This window comes from uncultured Modestobacter sp., assembly GCF_947486615.1.
Taxonomy (GTDB): domain Bacteria; phylum Actinomycetota; class Actinomycetes; order Mycobacteriales; family Geodermatophilaceae; genus Modestobacter.
On sequence record NZ_CANKUD010000007.1, the window covers coordinates 217,905 to 237,233 of the forward strand.

General features: G+C 74.7%; 17 protein-coding genes and 1 tRNA gene. 12 read left to right on the forward strand and 6 right to left on the reverse strand.

Annotation, left to right across the window (positions count from 1 at the left end):
* Positions 1-29: 29 nt before the first annotated feature.
* From Q1A09_RS14810 to Q1A09_RS14820, 3 genes are read right to left on the reverse strand one after another with little or no spacing between them, the layout of a single operon-like run.
* Complete coding sequence (locus Q1A09_RS14810; RefSeq protein ID WP_299956226.1) at positions 30-1,550, reverse strand: carboxyl transferase domain-containing protein; 1,521 nt, start codon at positions 1,548-1,550, stop codon at positions 30-32.
* On the reverse strand, positions 1,547-2,785 hold the full coding sequence (locus tag Q1A09_RS14815) for a CaiB/BaiF CoA-transferase family protein (protein ID WP_299956228.1): 1,239 nt from the start codon (positions 2,783-2,785) through the stop codon (positions 1,547-1,549). The genes Q1A09_RS14810 and Q1A09_RS14815 overlap by 4 nt, the downstream gene beginning before the upstream one ends.
* 13 nt (positions 2,786-2,798) lie before the next feature.
* Positions 2,799-4,133, reverse strand: a complete 1,335-nt coding sequence (locus Q1A09_RS14820; RefSeq protein WP_299956231.1) for an SLC13 family permease — start codon at positions 4,131-4,133, stop codon at positions 2,799-2,801.
* A 125-nt stretch (positions 4,134-4,258) separates the two neighbouring features.
* Between Q1A09_RS14820 and Q1A09_RS14825 the strand changes: the two genes are divergently transcribed.
* The gene (locus tag Q1A09_RS14825; protein WP_299956235.1) at positions 4,259-4,966 is read left to right on the forward strand and encodes a FadR/GntR family transcriptional regulator; all 708 of its coding nucleotides are present in this window, start codon (positions 4,259-4,261) and stop codon (positions 4,964-4,966) included.
* Here Q1A09_RS14825 and Q1A09_RS14830 read toward each other — a convergent pair.
* The gene (locus Q1A09_RS14830; protein ID WP_299956238.1) at positions 4,958-5,551 is read right to left on the reverse strand and encodes a 5-formyltetrahydrofolate cyclo-ligase; all 594 of its coding nucleotides are present in this window, start codon (positions 5,549-5,551) and stop codon (positions 4,958-4,960) included. The two genes, Q1A09_RS14825 and Q1A09_RS14830, sit on opposite strands and share 9 nt — an antisense overlap.
* 26 nt (positions 5,552-5,577) lie before the next feature.
* On the opposite strand from Q1A09_RS14830, the gene Q1A09_RS14835 reads away from it, so the two are divergent.
* From Q1A09_RS14835 to Q1A09_RS14855, 5 genes are all read left to right on the forward strand, one after another.
* Entirely contained in the window at positions 5,578-6,519 is a 942-nt protein-coding gene (locus Q1A09_RS14835; protein ID WP_299956241.1) for a UTP--glucose-1-phosphate uridylyltransferase, read from the forward strand.
* A 109-nt stretch (positions 6,520-6,628) separates the two neighbouring features.
* Complete coding sequence (glp, locus tag Q1A09_RS14840) at positions 6,629-8,200, forward strand: gephyrin-like molybdotransferase Glp (protein ID WP_299956244.1); 1,572 nt, start codon at positions 6,629-6,631, stop codon at positions 8,198-8,200.
* 67 nt (positions 8,201-8,267) lie between these two features.
* Complete coding sequence (locus Q1A09_RS14845) at positions 8,268-8,819, forward strand: GNAT family N-acetyltransferase (RefSeq protein WP_299956318.1); 552 nt, start codon at positions 8,268-8,270, stop codon at positions 8,817-8,819.
* 230 nt (positions 8,820-9,049) lie between these two features.
* A complete protein-coding gene (locus tag Q1A09_RS14850; RefSeq protein ID WP_299956246.1) occupies positions 9,050-9,754 on the forward strand; it encodes a hypothetical protein in 705 nt (234 codons plus the stop codon).
* Positions 9,755-9,828: 74 nt separating this feature from the next.
* Positions 9,829-9,902, forward strand: a tRNA-Ala gene (locus Q1A09_RS14855).
* Between the two features lie 225 nt (positions 9,903-10,127).
* Here the strand turns inward: Q1A09_RS14855 and Q1A09_RS14860 are convergent.
* Positions 10,128-11,651 (reverse strand): dolichyl-phosphate-mannose--protein mannosyltransferase, encoded by a 1,524-nt coding sequence (locus tag Q1A09_RS14860; protein WP_299956249.1) that lies wholly within the window; start codon positions 11,649-11,651, stop codon positions 10,128-10,130.
* Positions 11,652-11,755: 104 nt separating this feature from the next.
* On the opposite strand from Q1A09_RS14860, the gene rsmI reads away from it, so the two are divergent.
* Entirely contained in the window at positions 11,756-12,595 is an 840-nt protein-coding gene (gene rsmI / locus Q1A09_RS14865; RefSeq protein ID WP_299956252.1) for a 16S rRNA (cytidine(1402)-2'-O)-methyltransferase, read from the forward strand.
* Positions 12,596-12,717: 122 nt separating this feature from the next.
* Positions 12,718-13,593, forward strand: a complete 876-nt coding sequence (locus tag Q1A09_RS14870; protein WP_299956255.1) for a hypothetical protein — start codon at positions 12,718-12,720, stop codon at positions 13,591-13,593.
* Positions 13,594-13,671: 78 nt separating this feature from the next.
* Here the strand turns inward: Q1A09_RS14870 and Q1A09_RS14875 are convergent, their stop codons facing one another.
* Positions 13,672-14,772, reverse strand: coding sequence for a magnesium and cobalt transport protein CorA (locus Q1A09_RS14875; protein ID WP_299956258.1), 1,101 nt, complete (start codon positions 14,770-14,772; stop codon positions 13,672-13,674).
* A gap of 237 nt (positions 14,773-15,009) precedes the next feature.
* On the opposite strand from Q1A09_RS14875, the gene Q1A09_RS14880 reads away from it, so the two are divergent.
* From Q1A09_RS14880 to Q1A09_RS14895, 4 genes are all read left to right on the forward strand, one after another.
* Positions 15,010-15,669, forward strand: a complete 660-nt coding sequence (locus tag Q1A09_RS14880) for a hypothetical protein (RefSeq protein WP_299956260.1) — start codon at positions 15,010-15,012, stop codon at positions 15,667-15,669.
* A gap of 47 nt (positions 15,670-15,716) precedes the next feature.
* A complete protein-coding gene (metG, locus tag Q1A09_RS14885) occupies positions 15,717-17,537 on the forward strand; it encodes a methionine--tRNA ligase (protein WP_299956263.1) in 1,821 nt (606 codons plus the stop codon).
* Between the two features lie 74 nt (positions 17,538-17,611).
* A complete protein-coding gene (locus Q1A09_RS14890; protein WP_299956265.1) occupies positions 17,612-18,418 on the forward strand; it encodes a TatD family hydrolase in 807 nt (268 codons plus the stop codon).
* Between the two features lie 47 nt (positions 18,419-18,465).
* Complete coding sequence (locus Q1A09_RS14895) at positions 18,466-19,299, forward strand: hypothetical protein (RefSeq protein WP_299956267.1); 834 nt, start codon at positions 18,466-18,468, stop codon at positions 19,297-19,299.
* Positions 19,300-19,329: the final 30 nt, after the last annotated feature.

Here is a 19,329-nt window from a genome sequence, read left to right on the forward strand (position 1 = left end):
TGGTGATCAGGTGACCCGGTGTCAGGGGGTCAGCGGCCGAGGTGGCGCCAGCGGCGGGTGCGGGCGCGCATCCGCTCGACGTCGTCCCGGCCGAGCAGCCCGGCGAGCTCCTGGGCGAGCACCCGGCCCAGCCGCTGGCAGAACTCCACCGGCTCGTCGGCGGCGTCGGGCCGTTCGGGCACCACCCGGTCGACGATGCCGTCCCGCCACAGGTCGGTGGCCCGCACGCCCTGGCTGGCGGCCAGCTCGTCGGCCCGGTCGACGGTGCGGTGCACGATCGCCGAGGCGCCCTCCGGGGGCAGCGGGCCCAGCCAGCCGTTGGCCGCGGCCAGCACCCGGTCGGCGGGCACCAGGGCCAGCGCGCCGCCTCCGGTGCCCTGCCCGAGCAGCACGGCCAGCGTCGGCGCCTGCAGCATCACCAGGTCCTGCAGGCAGCGGGCGATCTCCCCGGCCAGCCCGCCCTCCTCGGCGGCCACCGACAGCGCGGCACCCGGGGTGTCGATCAGGGTGAGCAGCGGCAGCCGCAGCTCCGCGGCCAGCCGCATCCCGCGCCGGGCCTCGCGCAGTGCGCCGGGGCCGAGCGGCGCCGACAGCGACTGCCCGCGCCGGTCCTGCCCCAGCACCACGCAGGGCGCGCCGCCGAACCGGGCCAGCGCGATCAGCAGCCCGGGGTCGGACTCGCCGGCGCCGGTGCCGTTGAGCGTGACGACGTCGGTGGCCGCGGTGCGCAGCAGCTGCCGCACCCCCGGCCGGTCCGGACGGCGCGAGGCGGTGACGACGTCCCAGGCGGTGCGGCCGTCCTCCGGGTCGTCGGCGTCGGTGCCGTCACCGGCGACCGGACCCTCGACCTCGGCCTGCCGGTGCCAGGTGGAGCGGGCGGCCAGCACCCGCAGCGCCCGGTCGGCGACGTCGGCGATCTCCTCGTGCGGGACGACGCCGTCGATCAGCCCGTGCGCGGCCAGGTTCTCCGCGGTCTGCACCCCCTCGGGGAACGGCTCCCCGTACAGCGCTTCGTAGACCCGCGGGCCGAGGAAGCCGACCGCGGCGCCGGGCTCGGCGATGGTCACGTGCCCCAGCGAGCCCCAGGAGGCGAGCACGCCGCCGAACGTCGGCCCGCGCAGGTAGACCAGGTAGGGCAGCCCCGCCTCCTTGTGCCGGGCGATCGCCGCGGTGATGCCGATCATCTGCAGGAAGGCGACCGTGCCCTCCTGCATCCGGGTGCCGCCGGAGACCGGTGCGGCCAGCAGCGGCAGGCCCTCGTCGGTGGCCCGCTCGACCGCGGCCATCAGCCGTTCGGCGGTGGCCACCCCGATCGACCCGGCCAGGAAGCTGAACTCCCCGGCGACGACGGCCACCCGGCGCCCGCGCAGCCGGCCCTCGCCGGTGACGACCGCCTCGTCCTGCGAGCTCTTCTCCGTCGCCCGGGCGAGCTCGGCGGCGTAGTCGTCGTCCACCGCGCGGGGCGGCACCGGGGTGTCCCAGGAGGTCCAGGACCCCGGGTCGAGCACCAGGTCGCGCAGCGAGCGGGCGTCCAGCCGGCGGGCGCTCACGTCGCGTGCCCGTCCTCGACGTCGCCGCCCTCGCCCTCGGGCTGCGGTACGCCGTCGGCCCCGGACAGCCAGGCGCGGATCGCCGCACCGTCGGCCCCGAGCACCGGCGGCGGGGTGTGGTCGCGGCGGGTGGTCTCCACCTCGCCGTCCGAGCCGGGGGCGAAGAAGCGCAGCGGGGGACCGGGCAGCGTCAGTGGCCCGGCGGTCGGGTGGTCGACCGAGATCGCCAGCCCCTGGGACAGGGTCTGCTCCCAGGCGTACACCTCGTCGAGGGTGCGGACCTTGCCCGCCGGGACGCCGGCCGCCGCCAGCCGGGCCAGCAGCTCCTCGGCGGGGATGTCGGCGAACGCGGTCTCCAGCAGCTCGATCACCTGCTGCCGGTTGCCCACCCGCTCGCCGTTGGTGGCCAGGCCGGGCGCCTCGGGGTCGAAGCCGAACTCGGTGCACAGCCGGCGCCACAGCCCCTCGCTGCCGCAGGACAGCTGCACGCTGCCGCCCCCGGCGCAGCGGAACAGGCCGTAGGGCGCGATCGAGGGGTGGTGGTTGCCCTGCCCGCGGTTGACCTTGCCGCCCACGGTGTAGGCCGTGCCCTGGAAGGCGTGCACGCCGACGACGGCGGCCAGCAGCGAGGTGCGCACCACCTGGCCGCGGCCGGTCTGCTCCCGCTCCAGCAGCGCCGCGAGCACGCCGTAGGCGCCGTACATGCCGGCCAGCAGGTCACCGATCGGGACGCCGACCTTCTGCGGGTCGTCCGGACCCGAACCGGTCAGCGACATCAGCCCGGCCTCGCCCTGGGCGATCTGGTCGTAGCCGGCCCGCTGCCCCTCCGGGCCGTCGTGGCCGAACCCGCTGATCGACAGCTGCACCAGCCGCGGGTTCAGCTCGGCCAGCACGTCGGTGCCGAAGCCGAGCCGGGCCAGCGTGCCGGGGCGGAAGTTCTCCATCAGCACGTCGGCGCGGCGCACCAGCTCGGTCAGCAGCGCCTTGTCGCCGTCGTCCTTGAGGTCGAGGGTGATCGACTCCTTGTTCCGGTTCGCGGAGAAGAAGTAGGTGGACTCCCGGCCCTCGGGGGTGTCGACGAACGGTGGCCCCCAGCCGCGGCTGTCGTCGCCGCTGCCGGGGCTCTCCACCTTGATCACCCGGGCGCCGAGGTCGCCCAGCATCATCCCGGCGTGCGGCCCGGCGAGTGCGCGGGTCAGGTCGACGACGAGCACGCCGTCCAGGGGTCCGGTCATGGTTCCTCTTCCTCTACATCCAGCCGGGCACGACGAACACCAGCCAGGCCACCAGCGGCCCGACAGCGACGACGATCCCGGAGTAACCGAGCATCTGCTTGTAGAACCGGTCGCGGTCGATGTCCTGGGCGTTGGCCAGCACGAGCGCGCCGTTGGTGGAGAACGGGCTGACGTCGACGATCGTCGAGGCCACGGCGAGGGCGGCGACCACACCGACCGCGCCGATCTCGCCGGCCATCAGGAACGGGACGGCGAGGGAGATCGCCACGCCGATGATCGCCGTCGAGGAGGCGAACGCCGACACCACGGCGCCGATGTAGGCCAGCAGCAGGGCGACCAGCAGCGGGCTGCCCAGGCCGGTGACGCCCTCGCCGACGTAGCTGATCGTGCCGGCCTCCTGGAGCACGAAGACGAACGTCAGCACCCCGGCGATCAGCAGCACCGTGGACCAGCTGATCTGCATGACCGCACCCTTGTGCCGGGCCGCGGAGAACAGCGCCAGCACGGTGGCGATGGTGATCGAGACGAAGCCGATGTCCAGGTCGAACGCCAGGGCCAGCACGGCGAGGGTGGCCAGCCCGACCAGGGTGAGGACCTGCTCGGCGGTCACCCCGGTCGCCGGCTCGCTGCTGCCACCGGTGTCGGTCGACGCGGCGGCGCCGTGCCCGCGCACCACGCTGCTGCGGTCGCCGCTGCCGACCAGCTCCCGCTCCTCGGCCTCGATCTCGTCGCCCACCCGGCGGCCGAGCAGCTGGCGCCCGCCGAAGACCAGGAAGAGCACGACGGCGATGGCCAGGTTGAAGAGGAGGCTGGCCAGGAAGATCGTCAGCGGGCTGCCGGGCAGGCCGTTGTCGTCGACGATCCCGTTCACGGTGACGCCGTAGACGCTGATCGGGGAGAACCCGCCGCCCTGGGCGCCGTGCACGACCATCATGCCCATCAGCAGCGGGTTGATCCGGTGCTTGGCGGCGAAGCCCAGGGCGATCGGCGCGATGATCGCCACCGCGGCGGGGGAGAGCGCGCCGATCGCGGTCAGTGCGGCCGTGACGGCGAACATCACCCACGGGATGAACGCCACCCGGCCGGCGACCAGCCGCACGGCGCCGCGCACCAGCAGGTCGACGGTGCCGTTGTTCTGCGCGATGGCGAACAGGTAGGTGACGCCGATCAGCGTCAGCACCAGCCCACCGGGGAAGCCGGCGATGATGTCGTCGGTGGACAGCCCCACCGCCAGGGTGCCGACCAGGAACGCGGCGACGAAGGCCAGCGCGCCCATGTTGATCGGCAACGCGGTGGCGACGGCGAAGATCGCCACCAGCGCGATGATCGAGATGACCTCGGGTGACACGTCTGTGCTCCTGCTTCTCGGGTTGAGGTCGCGGCCAGCTGCCAGTGACCCGGAGCACTGTCTCAGTGGCTGAGCCTCTGCGCCAGTCGGTACTGTGTGCCCGGTCACGCGGGCGAGGAGGTGCGGTGAGCAGGACTGCTGGGCCGGCACCGCTGCGCCGCAACCGGCTCTACGAGCAGGTCGTGCAGCAACTGGTGACGTGGGCCGCCGAGGCAGGGCTGGGCCCCGGTGACCGGTTGCCACCCGAGCGTGACCTGGCCGCCCGGCTGGGGGTCAGCCGGGCGACCGTCGCCCAGGCGCTGGTCGCCCTCGAGGTCACCGGAGTTGTGTCGGTCCGGCACGGCGACGGGACGGTGCTGCTGCAGGCACCCCGCACCGATGCGGTGCTGGCCGCGCTGCGCACCCGCCGCGACGACCTGGGCGACGTGATCGAGGCGCGCGCCGCGCTGGAGGTGCGGCTGGCGGCGCTGGCCGCGCGGCGGCGCACCGACGCCGACCTCGCCGAGATCGACGCCGCGTTGCAGGCGATGGCCGACGACGTCGCCACCGGTGGCCGCGGGCTCGACGGCGACGAGCGCTTCCACGCCGCGGTCACCGCCGCCGGGCACTCCCCGCTGCTCTCCCGGTTGATGGCCGAGATCGGCGACCTGGTGCGGGAGAGCCGGATCGAGTCGCTCGCCCAGGCGGGCCGGCCGCAGCGGTCGCTGGCGGGCCACCAGCAGATCGCCGACGCCGTCCGGGCCGGTGACCCGCGGGCGGCCGCGGCGGCGATGACCGCGCACATCGAGCTGGTGTCCGACGTCCCGCTGCTCGGCGGCGGGGCCTCAGGCTGAGCCCAGCCGGCGCCACCCGCCGGACGGGGTCACGACCGCGCTCACCCGCCGGTCGTGCTCGCCGGCCGGCAGGTGCCCGACGACCTCCTCGTCGAACACCACCGCCACCAGCACTGCGTCCGGCCGGGCGTGCGGCAGTGCCCGGTCGTACCAGCCACCGCCCCGGCCCAGCCGGGTGCCGTCGGCCGCCACGGCCAGCGCCGGCACAAGGACGACGTCCGCGGCGGCCAGCGTCGCGGGCGGCAGCGGCTCACCCGGCGGCTCCAGCAGACCGAAGCGGCCGGTGGTCAGCACCCCCGACCACCACGCCCAGCCCAGCTGCCGGCCCCGGGCGGGCACCACCGGCAGCAGCACCCGGCCGGGCAGCGCGGCGGGCAGCCGGCCGTGCCCGGGCTCCTCGGCCAGCGGCGCGGTGGCCGCGACGACGCCGTCCGCCGGCAGGTGCTCGGCCAGGGCCGTGGCGAGGGCGTCGGCGAGGGCGTCGGCGGCGGCCGCCCGGGACTGCGCCGTCCGCGCGGCCCGTGCCGCGAGCAGCGGTGTGCGCAGCGTCGCCTTGGCTCTCACCAGCTGGGGGGAGTCGGGCACCTGGCCAGGCTAGTTAGGCTCCCGGCATGTCGAGCCCGTCCGCCGATCGCCAGCCCATCACCAAGGCCGTCATCCCGGTCGCCGGGATGGGGACCCGTTTCCTGCCGGCCACCAAGGCCGTCCCGAAGGAGCTGCTGCCGGTCGTCGACCGGCCGGCGCTGCAGTACATCGTCGAGGAGGCCGCCCGCGCCGGCCTCGGCGAGGTGCTCATGGTGACCGGGCGCAACAAGGGCAGCATCGAGGACTACTTCGACCGCACCCCCGAGCTGGAGACGGCGCTGGAGGCGAAGGGCGACCAGTCCCGGCTGGACGCCGTGCACGAGTCCACCGAGGTCGCCCAGGTCTTCTTCGTCCGGCAGGGCGAGGCCAAGGGTCTGGGCCACGCGGTGCTGCAGGCCGCCGCGTTCGTCGGCGACGAGCCGTTCGCGGTGCTCCTCGGCGACGACATCATCGACGCCCGCGACCTGCTGCTGGAGCAGATGCTCGCCGTCCAGGCCGAGCACGGCGGCGCGGTCATCGCGCTGCTGGACGTCGGCGCGGACAACATCTCCAAGTACGGCGCGGTAGCCGTCGAGGACGCCCACGTCTCCGGCGACGCCGCCGGTGACCAGGTGTTCCGGGTCACCGGTCTGGTGGAGAAGCCCCCGGCCGACGAGGCGCCGAGCACGCTGGCGATCATCGGCCGCTACGTCCTGCCGCCGGAGGTCTTCGAGGCCATCCGTGTGACCCCGCCCGGCCGCGGCGGGGAGATCCAGCTGACCGACGCGCTGCTCAAGCTGGTCGAGGACGGCGTCCCGGTGCACGGGGTCGTGTTCTCCGGCCGCCGGTACGACACCGGGGACAAGCTGGACTACCTCAAGGCGGTCGTCCGGCTGGCCGTCGAGCGCGCGGACCTCGGCCCGGACTTCGGCCCGTGGCTCAAGGACTTCGTCGCCGACCTGCCCGCCGAGGGCGCGTCGCCCGCCTGACCGGCGCCCCCAGGGGGCACCATCGGGGTCAGGTCCGTCCACCGGCGGCCGCACCCGGCACCTGCCGGGAGCGGTGGGCCCGGTGACGGTGGTGACGACGGTGGTGGGGATGAGCGACGACAGCACACGCGGGTGGTTCGCGAGCGGTGGCCGGGACACGACCCAGCTCGACCTCGGGCAGGGCTCGCTGGTGCCCCCACCGCGGGACAACCAGCTGATGTCCGGGCCGACGCCGCAGGTCTCCCACGACCCGGCGCACGTCTCCCACGACAGGGCGCACGTCGTCCGCGACGGGGCGCACGTCGTCCGCGACGGGGCGCAGGTCTCCCACGACACGGTGCAGGTCGACCGGGCCGTGTTCGCCTCCGACCGGGTGCCCTCCCCGGCCATCGCCACCGGCGACCGGTCGCCGGACCCGATGGCCGACACCGGCTCGGTCGACGTCTCCGGGGTGCGGCTGCGCACCGTGGAGCACCACCTGGACGAGATCCTCGGGGTCGTGCCGCAGCCGGCCCCCATCGAGCTCGCCGTGCTGGACGCCCAGGGGCTGCTCTGCGCCGAGCTGGTCACCAGCCAGCGGTCGCTGCCCGCGTTCGACCAGGCCGGCCTGGACGGGTACGCCGTCCGGTCGGCCGACATCGCCACCGCCACCGTGGAGACCCCGGTCGACCTGGCGGTCGTGGGGGAGAGCATCGCCGGTTCCGGTGAGGCCACCTCGATCAGCGACGGCCTGGCCCACCGGGTCGCGGTCGGCGCGATGCTGCCGGTCGGCGCCGACGTCGTCGTCCCCGCGGCGTGGACCGACCAGGGCGCCGCGCGGGTGCAGGTCTACGCCGCGCTGGCGCCGGGCAGCTACGTGCGCCGGATCGGCGACGACGTGGCCAACGGCGACACCGCGGTGCAGATCGGCACCCCGATCGGCCCGGCCCAGATCAGCCTGCTGGCCGCCGTCGGGCGGGAGCGGGTGGCGGTGCGCCCGCGCCCGCGGATCGCCGTGCTGTGCGCCGGCGACGAGCTGGTCGACGTCGGTGCGACCGTCGGCCCGGGTCAGCAGGTCGACGTGAACAGCTATGCGCTGGCCGCCGCGGCCCGCGACGCCGGGGCCGAGGCCTACCGCGCCGGCATCATGCCCAACGACCGGCGGCGGATGGTCGAGCTGCTCGAGGGCCAGATGCTGCGCAGCGACGTGGTGCTGATCGCCGGCACGTTCGCCAACGGCGGGCCGGATCTGCTGCAGGAGGCGCTCGCCGAGCTGGGTGGGCTGGAGTTCACCCAGGTGGCCATGCACCCGGGTCCGGTGCACGCGTTCGGCCGGCTCGGTTCCGACGGTGTCCCGGTGATCTGCGTGCCCGGTGAGCCGGTCGCCGCGCTGGTGGCCTTCGAGGTGTTCGTCCGGCCGGCGATCCGGCTGATGCTGGGCAAGCGGCAGCTGTTCCGCCGCACCGTGCAGGCGGTCTCGGCGCAACAGCTGCTCTCGCCGCTGGGGTACCGGCAGTACCTGCACGGGCAGGTGATGCGACACCCCGACGGCGGCTACGTGGTCGAGCCGATCGGCGACGGGGACCAGGCGATGCTCGCCCGGATGGCGCGGGCCAACTGCCTGATCGTGGTGGACGAGGACGTCACCGAGGTCTCGGCCGGCGGGCTGGTCACCGTCATGCCGATGCTGCTCGGGGGCTGAGCTGGAACCGGCCCCGCACCCCGGGTGGCCGGCCCAGCTGAGCTGGGGACCGGTCGAGCTGCAGCCGCTGCGCCGCGGGGACGCCGCCCAGTGGGCCCGGCTGCGGCTGGAGAACGAGAGCTGGCTGGCGCCCTGGGAGCCCTCGGTCGGGGTCTCCTGGTCGGCCCGGCACACCCCGGCGGCCTACCGGGCCATGCGCCGGGCGTCGTCCCGCCGGGCGCGGCTGGGGATGTCGCTGCCCTTCGCGCTCCGCTACGAGGGCCGGCTGGCCGGTCAGGTCACGGTGGACAACATCGTCCGGGGCGCGATGCGCTCGGGGCACCTGGGCTACTGGGTCGACCGGGGGGTCGCCGGCCGGGGCGTGGCGTCGCTGGCCGTGGCGCTCGTCTGCGACCACGCGTTCGGACCGGTCGGGCTGCACCGGCTGCAGGCCGACATCCGGCCGGAGAACCGGCCCAGCCGCCGGCTGGTGGAGCGGCTGGGGTTCCGTCAGGAGGGGTTGTTCCGCGACTACCTCGACATCGACGGGGCGTGGCGCGACCACCTCGGCTACGCCCTGCTGGCCGGCGAGCAGCCGGGCGGGGCGCTCGCCCGGTGGCGGTCCCGCACCCCGTCCTGACCGGCCGGTGGTACGCACCGCACCCAGGCGCTGACCAGGCGTTACCGGTCCGAGACCTGCGGTGGACGTCGACACGCCGAAGTGTCGCGCGGACGCGCCGACACACCGGTGGACGTCCCGGTCATCGGCAGTCCGCGCACTTACCTTGACTCCCGAGTGACTGATGTGACTCGTGGTGCCCCAGGGAACGGGGCCCTTCCGTTGTGCCAGGGATGGATCGAGGTGTTGTGATGGGTTCGGGTGTGCTGCTGGCCGCTCTCGTCGTGCTGTGGTTCGTGGTCCTGGTGCCGATGGTGGTCACCCGGGGCGACGGGCACGTGCGGACGGGTGCGGCGGACTCGGGGCGGACCCTGCAGCGCCGCCGCCCCGTGGACCCCGTCGTCCACGCGGAGACCGAGCGGGTGACCATCGACCGCGCCGAGCTCCGCAACCGCGGTGAGCTGCGGGTCGACGTGCACGCGGTGCGCCGCCGCACCCTGGCCGGCCTGGTCGCCCTCGCCGTCCTGGCGCTGGTCGGCGCGCTGGCCTACCGGTCCTGGCTGTGGGCGCCGCAGGTGCTGCTGGACCTCGCCGTCGTCGGCTACCTGATGGTGACCAAGGCCGCCGCCGACCGGGAGCGCCGGGCTGCCGCCCGGCGCGCCGCCCGGGCCGCGCAGCGTCCGCCGCGGGCCCGTCCGGTGCCGCACCACGCGCCGGCCGAGCGCCCGGCCGCACCGTCCGTCGGCGTGGAGCCCGTCGTGGCCACCGAGACCGGGCCGGTGCACCCGAGCCTGCCGCTGGCGCCGGTGCACCCGCTGCGGCCCGGCCGCGTCGTCGCCGCCCGCACCCCGGCCCCGGCCGGCTGGCAGCACAGCGCGGTCGTCGGGCTGGACGACGACGACATCGGCTTCGCCGACATCGACGTCTACTCCCCGGCTCGCGTCGTCAACGGCTGATCCCACCGGCCGACCCTCCGGCGCTGCCCCCGTGGCAGCGCCGGAGGAGCCGGGCGGTAAGCTGCTCGTCGCAAGGGGCTGTGGCGCAGTCCGGTAGCGCACCTCGTTCGCATCGAGGGGGTCAGGGGTTCAATTCCCCTCAGCTCCACCCTTGTCAGGCCGGGCCCTCGGGCCCGGCCTGACGCATTTCCCGGGTGGTCCGGCCGGCGGGGCCGCCTCCGGTCCGTGCCCGCGGGTGGATCCGGGGCGCCGTTCCCGACCGACCACCGGCCACGACGTGGGCAGCTCCCCGCGGTCTCCACCGGGCCGGGCGGTGACTCCCCGGGGGACGGAGGTCCGGCGGCGGCAGCTCCCGGGCCCGGAGCGGTGGCGGTCAGAACCAGGAGGGGAACCACATCCGCTGCAGCCACTCCGGCTGCGACAGCGGCTGCCCGGCGAGCACCGGGTAGAAGAAGACGAAGGTCATCGCCACGATCGCGATGTACAGGCAGACCACAGCGAGCCCCACGTTGCGGCGCAGGGGCGAGGCGGTCGCCGGCCCCAGCGCGTCCTGCAGCACCAGCACGACCGCCAGCACGAAGAACGGCACGGCCGGGGCCATGTAGAAGATGAACATCGTCCGGTCGAGGTTGACGAACCAGGTGAGCCAGCCCGCGGCGATGCCGGCGGCGGCGACCACGGCGGCCTGGTCGCGGCGGGCGACGATCCGCCAGAGCAACCACAGCATCGCCGGGGCGAAGGCGAACCACAGGGTCGGCGTCCCGACCATCAGGATGTAGCGCACCACCTGGTCGCCCGCGGCGTCGGTGAGCCCCTGCGGGTTCCACAGCAGGATCGGCCGGCCGTCGACCAGCCACGACCACGGGTTGGACTCCCACGGGTGCGGTGAGGACAGCCCGCTGTGGAAGTCCAGCCACTCGCCGTGCATGTGCCACAGCGAGCGCAGCGCGTCGGGGACGAAGCCGAAGGCGGTGTCGGGGTGCTGGTCGGCCCAGTGCCGGCCCTGCGCGTTCTCACCCCGGAACCAGCCGGTGAAGGTGGCCAGGTAGGTCAGCACCGGGACGGCGGCCAGCGCCCACGTCGCCCCCGGCAGCCCGCGGCGCAGCGCGACCGCCGCGGGCCGGGACACCCCGGCCTCCCGCCAGGCCGCGCGGTCCCACCACAGCGAGAGCACGGCGAACGCGGCGAGGAAGTAGACGCCGCTCCACTTCACCCCGCCGGCGCAGCCGAACAGCACGCCGGCGGCGATCCGCCAGCCCCGCGGGCCGAGCCGGAAGCCGGTGGCGGTGACCCGGTCCGCGCCGTCCCGGACCCGCTGGCGCACCTGGTCCCGGTCGACCACCAGGCAGGCCACCGCCGAGATGACGAAGACCTGCAGGAAGACGTCGAGCAGCCCGACCCGGCCGAGGGTGAAGGAGAAGCCGTCCAGCGCGAGCAGCAGGCCGGCGACCAGGCCCAGCAGCGTCGAGCCGGTCAGCCGCCGGGCCAGCCGGACCAGGACGACGACGGCGATCGTGCCGGCCACCGCGCTCGGCACCCGCCAGCCGAGGGAGTCGTAGCCGAACAGCTGCTGGCCCACCGCGATCAGCCACTTGCCCAGCGGCGGGTGGACGATGAACGTGTAGCCGCGGTTGTACTCGTAGCCGAGCTCCCGCAGCTCGGCGCCCTCCGGCGGGTAGTACGCCTCGTCGAAGACCAGGTCGGTCGGGTAGCTGATGTCCCACAGCCGGGTCACCAGCGTGGCCAGGCCCAGCACGGCGGTGAGCACCGCAGCGAGCGTCCGGTCGGTGGGCAGCCGCGGCGCGGGCTGGCGGCGGGGCCGGGGCAGCGGCGGGAAGCGGCGGTGCGGGGTCTCCTCCGGGGCCGACTCCGTGCGTTCCGGGACCAGCACCGCCATGCCGCCAGGGTAGTCAGAGGACCCCCTTGCCCCCCGCCACTCGCACGCTCCCGGCGGGCCCCTGCACGGGGGTCAGGGGGACCGGGCGTGACAGGCTCGATGCCATGACCGGACGACTCGTGCTCGGTGGTGCACCGCTCGGGCAGCCGGGGGACGTCGGCCCGCGGCTGCGGCAGGCGATGGCCGACGCCGACGTCCTGGCGGTGGAGGACACCCGCCGCCTGCACCGGCTGGCCAACGACCTGGAGGTCACCCTCACCGGAAAGGTGGTCACCTTCCACGAGACGGTGGAGCGTTCCCGGCTCCCGGGGCTGGTGGCCGCGATGACCGAGGGCCGCACGGTCCTGCTGATCACCGACGCCGGGATGCCCTCCGTGTCCGACCCCGGCTACACCCTGGTGCGGGCCGCCATCGAGGCCGGCATCGAGGTCACGTCGGTGCCCGGGCCCTCCGCGGTGGTGACGGCGCTGGCGGTGTCCGGGCTGCCCTGCGACCGGTTCACCTTCGAGGGGTTCCTGCCCCGCAAGGGCGGGGAGCGGCGCTCCGCGCTGACCGCGCTGGCCGACGAGCCGCGGACGATGGTGTTCTACGAGTCGCCGCACCGGCTGGCCGATGCACTCACCGACGCGGTGGGGGCGCTGGGTGCCGACCGGCCCGCTGCCGTCTGCCGGGAGCTGACCAAGACCCACGAGGAGGTCCGCCGCGGGTCGCTGGCCGAGCTCGCCACCTGGGCCGCCGAGGGCGTGCGGGGCGAGATCACCCTGGTCGTCGCCGGCGCGGTCGCCGGTCCTGCGGCCCTGACCCCGGCCGAGCTGGCCGCCGAGGTCGCCGCCGAGGAGGCCGCCGGCGCCGACCGCAAGGAGGCCATCCGCACCGTCATGGCCCGCACCGGCCAACCCCGCCGAGTGGTCTACGACGCCGTCCTCGCCGCCAAGACCCCCTGACCCGCCGTCGCCGGTGTGCGCCCAGCGGGCTGTCCGCCGTTCTGACACCCCGGTGGGCGCACAACGGGCGAGCCTGTGGATGAGCGCAGCGACCGACGGCGGTCGTGGGGCAGCGTTCTCGCGTGCCCCCAGCGCCGCAGGTGCCCGTCGATCTGCGGCACGAGCCGTTCCGCGGGTCGGTCGTCGTGCAGCGCGGTCTGCTGACCGCGGACCAGCTGCGCGCCCGGGTCTGGCGCCGCCTGTTCCCCGACGTGTACGTGTATGCCGCCGTCCCGGTGACCCACCAGCTGCGGTGTCGGGCAGCCGCGGGGGTGCTGCTGCCGGGAGCGGTCGTCACCGGACGCAGTGCCGCCGTCCTGTGGGGGATCGACCCGGTGAACGACGCGGACGACGTCGAGCTGACGGTGCGCCCGGGATCCCATCCGGTCCGGGTCCCCGGGCTGCGGGTCCGGCGGGCCGCGGTCGACGCCAGGGAGGTGTGCCGACGGCGTGGCGTGCGGGTGACGACACCAGAGGCCACCGCCGTGGCGTTGGCGCGAGCACTCCCGCTGGAGGATGCCGTCATCGCGATCGACCAGCTCACGAGCAGTGGGCTCGCTTCGCTCCAGCGGGTGCAGGCCCTCGCGGGCGCGGCCTCAGGAGCCGGTTGCCGTCGGGCGCGCGAGGCCTGCGCACTGGCCGATGGGCTGGCCGAGTCGCCGCAGGAGACCCGGGTCCGGCTGGTCCTTGGTCGTAGCGGGCTCCCCGCTCCTGTCGCGCAGCTGCCGGTGCACCACGACGGCCGGTTCGTGGCCCGGGTCGACTTCGGCTGGCCGGAGCAGCGGGTCGCGCTGGAGTACGACGGGCTGTGGCACGCCGAGCCCGGTCAGTTCGCGCGGGACCGGGAGCGGCTCAACCGCCTGCAGGCTGCCGGATGGCGAGTCGTCTTCGTGACCGCCGGGGACCTGCGCCGGCCGGATCTCGTGATCGCCCGGATCGCCGATGCACTGGCTCGCTGAGCACCCGTTGTGCACTGGCCGGGCTGTCCGGGTCGCCGACAGCCCGGCCAGTGCACAACGGTGGGGGGCAGGCTGGGGTCAGAGCCAGCCGGTGCGCTTGAAGCCGCGGTACAGGGCCAGGCAGGAGCCCAGCATCACCAGGAGGGCGGCGGGGTAGCCCCAGGGCTCGTCGAGCTCGGGCATGTTGTCGAAGTTCATCCCGTAGATGCCGGCGATCGCGGTGGGCAGCGCGATGATGCCGGCCCAGGCGCTGATCTTGCGCATGTCCTCGTTGTCGGCCAGCGAGGTGCGGGCCAGCGAGGCCTGCAGGATCGAGGTGAGCAGCTCGTCGAGGCCGGTGACCTGGTCGCGCACCCGCAGGGCGTGGTCCTGCACGTCCCGGAAGTAGGAGCGCATCGCCTCGGGCACCAGGTCGTTCGGCCGGTCGACCAGCGTGGACAGCGGCAGTTCCAGTGGCAGCACCGCCCGGCGCAGCTGCATCAGCTCCCGCTTGAGCTGGTAGATGCGGCCGCTGTCATCGGTGCGGGCCGGGCTGAACACCGAGGTCTCCACCTCCTCGACGTCCTCCTCGACCGCGTTGGCGACCTCCAGGAAGTCGTCGACGACGTGGTCGGCGATCGCGTAGAGGACGGCGGACGGGCCGTTGCAGAGCAGGTCCGGCTGCCCCTCCAGCTGGGTGCGGAGGCGCCCGAGCTCCCCGTGCGTGCCGTGCCGCACCGTGATCACGTGGTCGGCGCCGACGAACACCATGATCTCGCCGGTGATCACCACCTCGCTGGTGGCGGTCAGCTGCTCGTGCTCCACGTACTGCGCGGTCTTGAGCACCATGAACATCGCCTCGTCGTACCGCTCCAGCTTCGGCCGCTGGTGGGCGTAGACGGCGTCCTCGACGGCCAGCGGGTGCAGGCCGTAGTGCTCGCCGATCGCGGTCAGCTCCGCCTCGGAGGGCTCGAACAGGCCGAGCCAGACGAAACCGCCCTGCTCGCGGGCCACTCGCAGTGCGTCGGGCGGGGCGACGTCCAGCCGCTCGCCGCGCACGTAGACGGCGCAGTCGACCACCGGGTCGCCGCCGTCCCTCGGCGCGGTCACCTCGCGCGGCACGTTCGCCGGCCGGGGACGCAGGGTCTGCGGGAGGGCCGCGGGGGTGGTCGTGCTGGTGGTGCGGCGGGTGTAGGTCACCGGTCCTCCTCAGGTCTGTCGGGGTCCAGCATCCCCGTCGTCCGGGAGCCCGTTCACGGCACGCGCCCGCCGGGTGGCGAACGTCGCTGCCCGATCCAGATGATCACCAGTCGGACGGCGTCCCGCACCTCGGCTGCGTCTCACCCCGGGGGGTGAGACCCGGCCGCTCACCCCTCCGGGGGAGCGCCTGAGGACCCGACCTGATCGGTGACACCCGTCATCGGTCAGGAGAACCCCGTGCCCACCGCCGTCCTCGACGACGTCCGCACCGCCCCCGTCGCGCCGCTGCCCGCGGCCGCGCGTCCCCGGCGGATGCCGGTGACGGTCGCGGCGGCCGGGCTGCTCGCCGTCTGCGAGTCGCTCGGGCTGCTGGCGATCGGGCTGACCAGCCTGGACGGCGTCTTCGGGGTGGGCGTCCGCCCGTCCGGGGCGCTGGTGGCCGGCACCCTGCTGCTGCTCGCCGGCTGGGTCGTGCTGGCCGCCGGCGGTGGCGCGAGCCTGGTCGACGGGGCCGGCCGGCACCTGCTGGTCGCGCTCGCCTGCGGGGAGATCGTCGTGCTCGTCGTCCTGGTGGTCGCCGGGCTGCTCGGCGCGGACGGCGTCTGGCTGGTCGCGGTCGGCCCGCTCGGGGCGCTGCCGGTGCCGGCGCTGGCGCTGCTCGCCCTCGCCGTCCCGACCGGGAAGCTGCTGCTGGCCGGCGCGCCGTCGGCGGGGGAGTGGGTGCGCGCCGGTGGCCGGCCGCGCACCGTGCGCACCGCCCCGGTGGTGCGGCACCGCGCGCTCCGCGGCGTCACGGTGGCCTGCATCGGGCTCGCGCTCACCGGCACCGCGCTGCTCGGGGCGCCGGCCGACCCGGCGACCTCGCCGAGCACCGTCGCGGTCACCGAGGCGCCCTGACCGGTACGGCGGCGAACGGGCTGGACGCAGGTCACTACCCTCAGGCCGTGACAGATCGGCACATCCTCACCGCCGTCGCCTGGCCCTACGCCAACGGCCCGCGGCACATCGGGCACGTCTCCGGGTTCGGCGTCCCCTCCGACGTCTTCAGCCGGTTCCACCGGATGTCCGGCGACCAGGTGCTGATGGTGAGCGGCACCGACGAGCACGGGACGCCGATCACGGTCGCCGCCGACGCCGAGGGGATCACCCCGCGGCAGATCGCCGACCGCAACAACCGGGTCATCGTGGACGACCTGGCCAGCCTGGGGCTGAGCTACGACCTCTTCACCCGGACGACGACGGTCAACCACCGCAACGTCAGCCAGGAGATCTTCCTGGGGCTGCTGAAGAACGGCTACGTCTTCCCGCAGACCACCCTGGGCGCGATCAGCCCGTCGACCGGCCGCACGCTGCCCGACCGCTACATCGAGGGCACCTGCCCGATCTGCGGCTACGACGGCGCGCGCGGCGACCAGTGCGACAACTGCGGCAACCAGCTCGACCCGACCGACCTGATCAACCCGGTCAGCCGGATCAACGGCGAGACGCCGAAGTTCGTGGAGAGCGAGCACTACTTCCTCGACCTGCCGGCGTTCACCCGGGCGCTGGGCGACTGGCTGGCCACCCGCGGGAGCTGGCGGCCCAACGTCCTGAACTTCAGCGTCAACCTGCTCGAGGACCTGAAGCCGCGCAGCTACACCCGGGACATCGACTGGGGCGTGCCGGTGCCGCTGGACGGCTGGCGCGACCGCAACGACAAGCGGATCTACGTGTGGTTCGACGCCGTGGTGGGCTACCTGTCGGCCTCGATCGAGTGGGCCCGCCGCTCCGGTGACCCGGAGGCGTGGCGGCAGTGGTGGCAGTCGCCGGACGCCGACGCCTACTACTTCATGGGCAAGGACAACATCGTCTTCCACTCCGAGATCTGGCCGGCCCAGCTGCTCGGCTACAACGGGGCGGGCGACAAGGGCGGGACGCCGGGCTCCTACGGGGCGCTGAACCTGCCCACCGAGGTCGTCTCCAGCGAGTTCCTGACCATGGAGGGGCGCAAGTTCTCCTCCTCGCGCAACGTGGTCATCTACGTGCGCGACTTCCTGGCCCGCTACGACCCCGACGCGCTGCGGTACTTCATCGCCGTGGCCGGGCCGGAGAACCAGGACACCGACTTCACCTGGGCGGAGTTCCTGCGCCGCAACAACGACGAGCTGGTCGCCGGCTGGGGCAACCTGGTCAACCGCACCGTGTCGATGGCGGCGAAGAACGTCGGCGCCGTCCCGACCCCGGGCGACCTGACCGACGCCGACCGCGCGCTGCTGGCCACCACCTCCGGTGCCTTCGCCCCGATCGGTGACCTGCTGGGGCGCAACCGGCAGAAGGCCGCGGCCACCGAGGCGATGCGGGTGGTCGGCGAGGCCAACAAGTACCTGTCGGACCAGGCGCCGTGGAAGCTCAAGGAGGACCCGGCCCGCCGGGACACCGTGCTGCACACCGCGCTGCAGGCGATCAAGGACTGCAACGCCCTGCTGACGCCGTTCCTGCCGCACTCCTCGCAGCAGGTGCACGAGCTGCTCGGTGGCACCGGCGTCTGGTCGGTCGCCCCCCAGGTGGTCGAGACCGAGGACCTGGACGACGGCTCGCCGTTCCCGATCATCACCGGCGACTACGCGAGCGGTCAGGCGGTCTGGGCGTCCACGCCGCTGCCGCCGTCCGGTACGCCGCTGGCCGCGCCGAAGCCGGTGTTCACCAAGCTGGACGACTCGATCGTCGCCGAGGAGCTCGCGCGGCTGGAGGAGAAGGGCACCAGCGGCACGGACGGCGAGGCGTGAGCCGGTCGGCGTCCTCGCGGGCCAACCGGCGTGGCGAGCCGCCGCCGTCACCGGAGCCGCTGCCGGCGCCGGCGGTGGACAGCCACACACACTTCGACATCGCCGTGGGCGGGGAGGACCGCACCCCGACCGAGGACGAGGTCGACGAGGCGATCGCCGCGGCCGTCGCGGTCGGGGTGCCGCGCCTGGTGCAGGTGGGGGTGGACGTCGCCTCCTCCCGCTGGTCGGCCGCGCTCGCCGCCCGGCACCCGAACGTCCTGGCCGCGGTGGCCCTGCACCCCAACGAGGCCGGCGCCGGGGCGGCGACCGAGCAGGCGCTGGCGGAGATCGACCGGCTCGCCGGGCAGCCCCGGGTGCGGGCGGTGGGGGAGACGGGGCTGGACCGGTACCGCACCGGAGAGGACGGCTGGGCCGCGCAGGAGGCCTCCTTCCGGGCGCACATCGACATCGCGAAGAGGCACCGGATCGCGCTGGTCATCCACGACCGGGACGCCCACGAGCACGTGCTGCGGGTGCTGGAGGAGGAGGGCGCGCCCGAGCACACGGTGCTGCACTGCTTCTCCGGGGACGCCGGGTTCGCCCGGGCCTGCGTCGAGCGGGGGTACGTGCTGTCCTTCGCCGGCACGCTGACCTTCGGCAACGCCGGGTACCTGCGCGAGGCGGCGGCGCTGACCCCGCTGGACCAGCTGCTGGTGGAGACCGACGCGCCCTTCCTCACGCCGGCGCCGTTGCGCGGCCGGCCGAACTCGGCCCGGCTGGTGCCGCACACGGTGCGGGCGCTCGCCGAGGTCACCGGCGTCCCGCTGGAGCAGTTGTGCGACGCTCTGACCGGCACCGCGGAGCGGGTGTTCGGGCCCTGGGAGCAGGACAGCCCGCAGTAGCAGCGGGAGGACGCCACCTCCGGCTCGATCCGGGGCACACTGGGGGCGTGGGCCGCCTCATCGCCGTCGTGCTCTTCATCGCCCTCATGGCCCCGGCCGGGTTGCTGGCCCAGGGCTGGTCGCACGCCTCCGCACGCCGGGGCGCCGCGGCCGCCGGGGTCGAGTTCGTGCCGGTCAGCCCGTCGGCGACCGCACACCTGGACCGTCAGGCCGTGCACGGACGCCGGCTCCGCCGCCTCGGTCTGCTGGCCGGGGTGGCCGCCGTCATCACCACGGTGGTGCTCTTCGCCGAGGCCTCGGTGTTCCTGTGGGTCCCGGCCCTCGGCACGGGTCTGCTCGCCGGCGTGCTGCTGGCCGAGGTCACCCGGCCCCGGGCGCGCTGGGCGCTGTCGAGTCCGGCCCGCCGGCCGCGGCGGGGTGAGCAGATCTCGCTGTGGTTGCTGTGGACGATGCGCGGAGCCGTCGCCGGCGTCGTGCTGAGCACGGTGTGGCTGGCCGACGAGCTGGGCCGGGCGCTCACCGTCACCGCGCTCGCCGTGCCGCTGGGGGGCTGGCTGCTGGCCGAGCTCGCGCTGGCCCGGGTGCTGCTGCGCCCGCTGCCGGCCGACGGGGCGGACGTGCCGGTCGACGAGGCGCAGCGCACCTGGACCGCCCACCTCGTGGTGGGGGCCGCGAGCGTGCTGGCGCTGCTGCCGCTGGGTGCCCTCCTGCTGCGGGCGGCGATCGACCTCGACGACCGGGTCACCTCCGACGGCGCGGGCCTGCTGCCGGTGGCCCTGGTGGCCGGCGGGTTCTCCGCGCTCATCGCCGGTGTGCTGGTCGCCGGTTTCCTGCTCACCTGGCTCCGTCCGGTGCGGCAGACCTCTCCCGCACTGGCCTGAGGAAGGCCCGCGGCGCCCGCACGGTCGGCG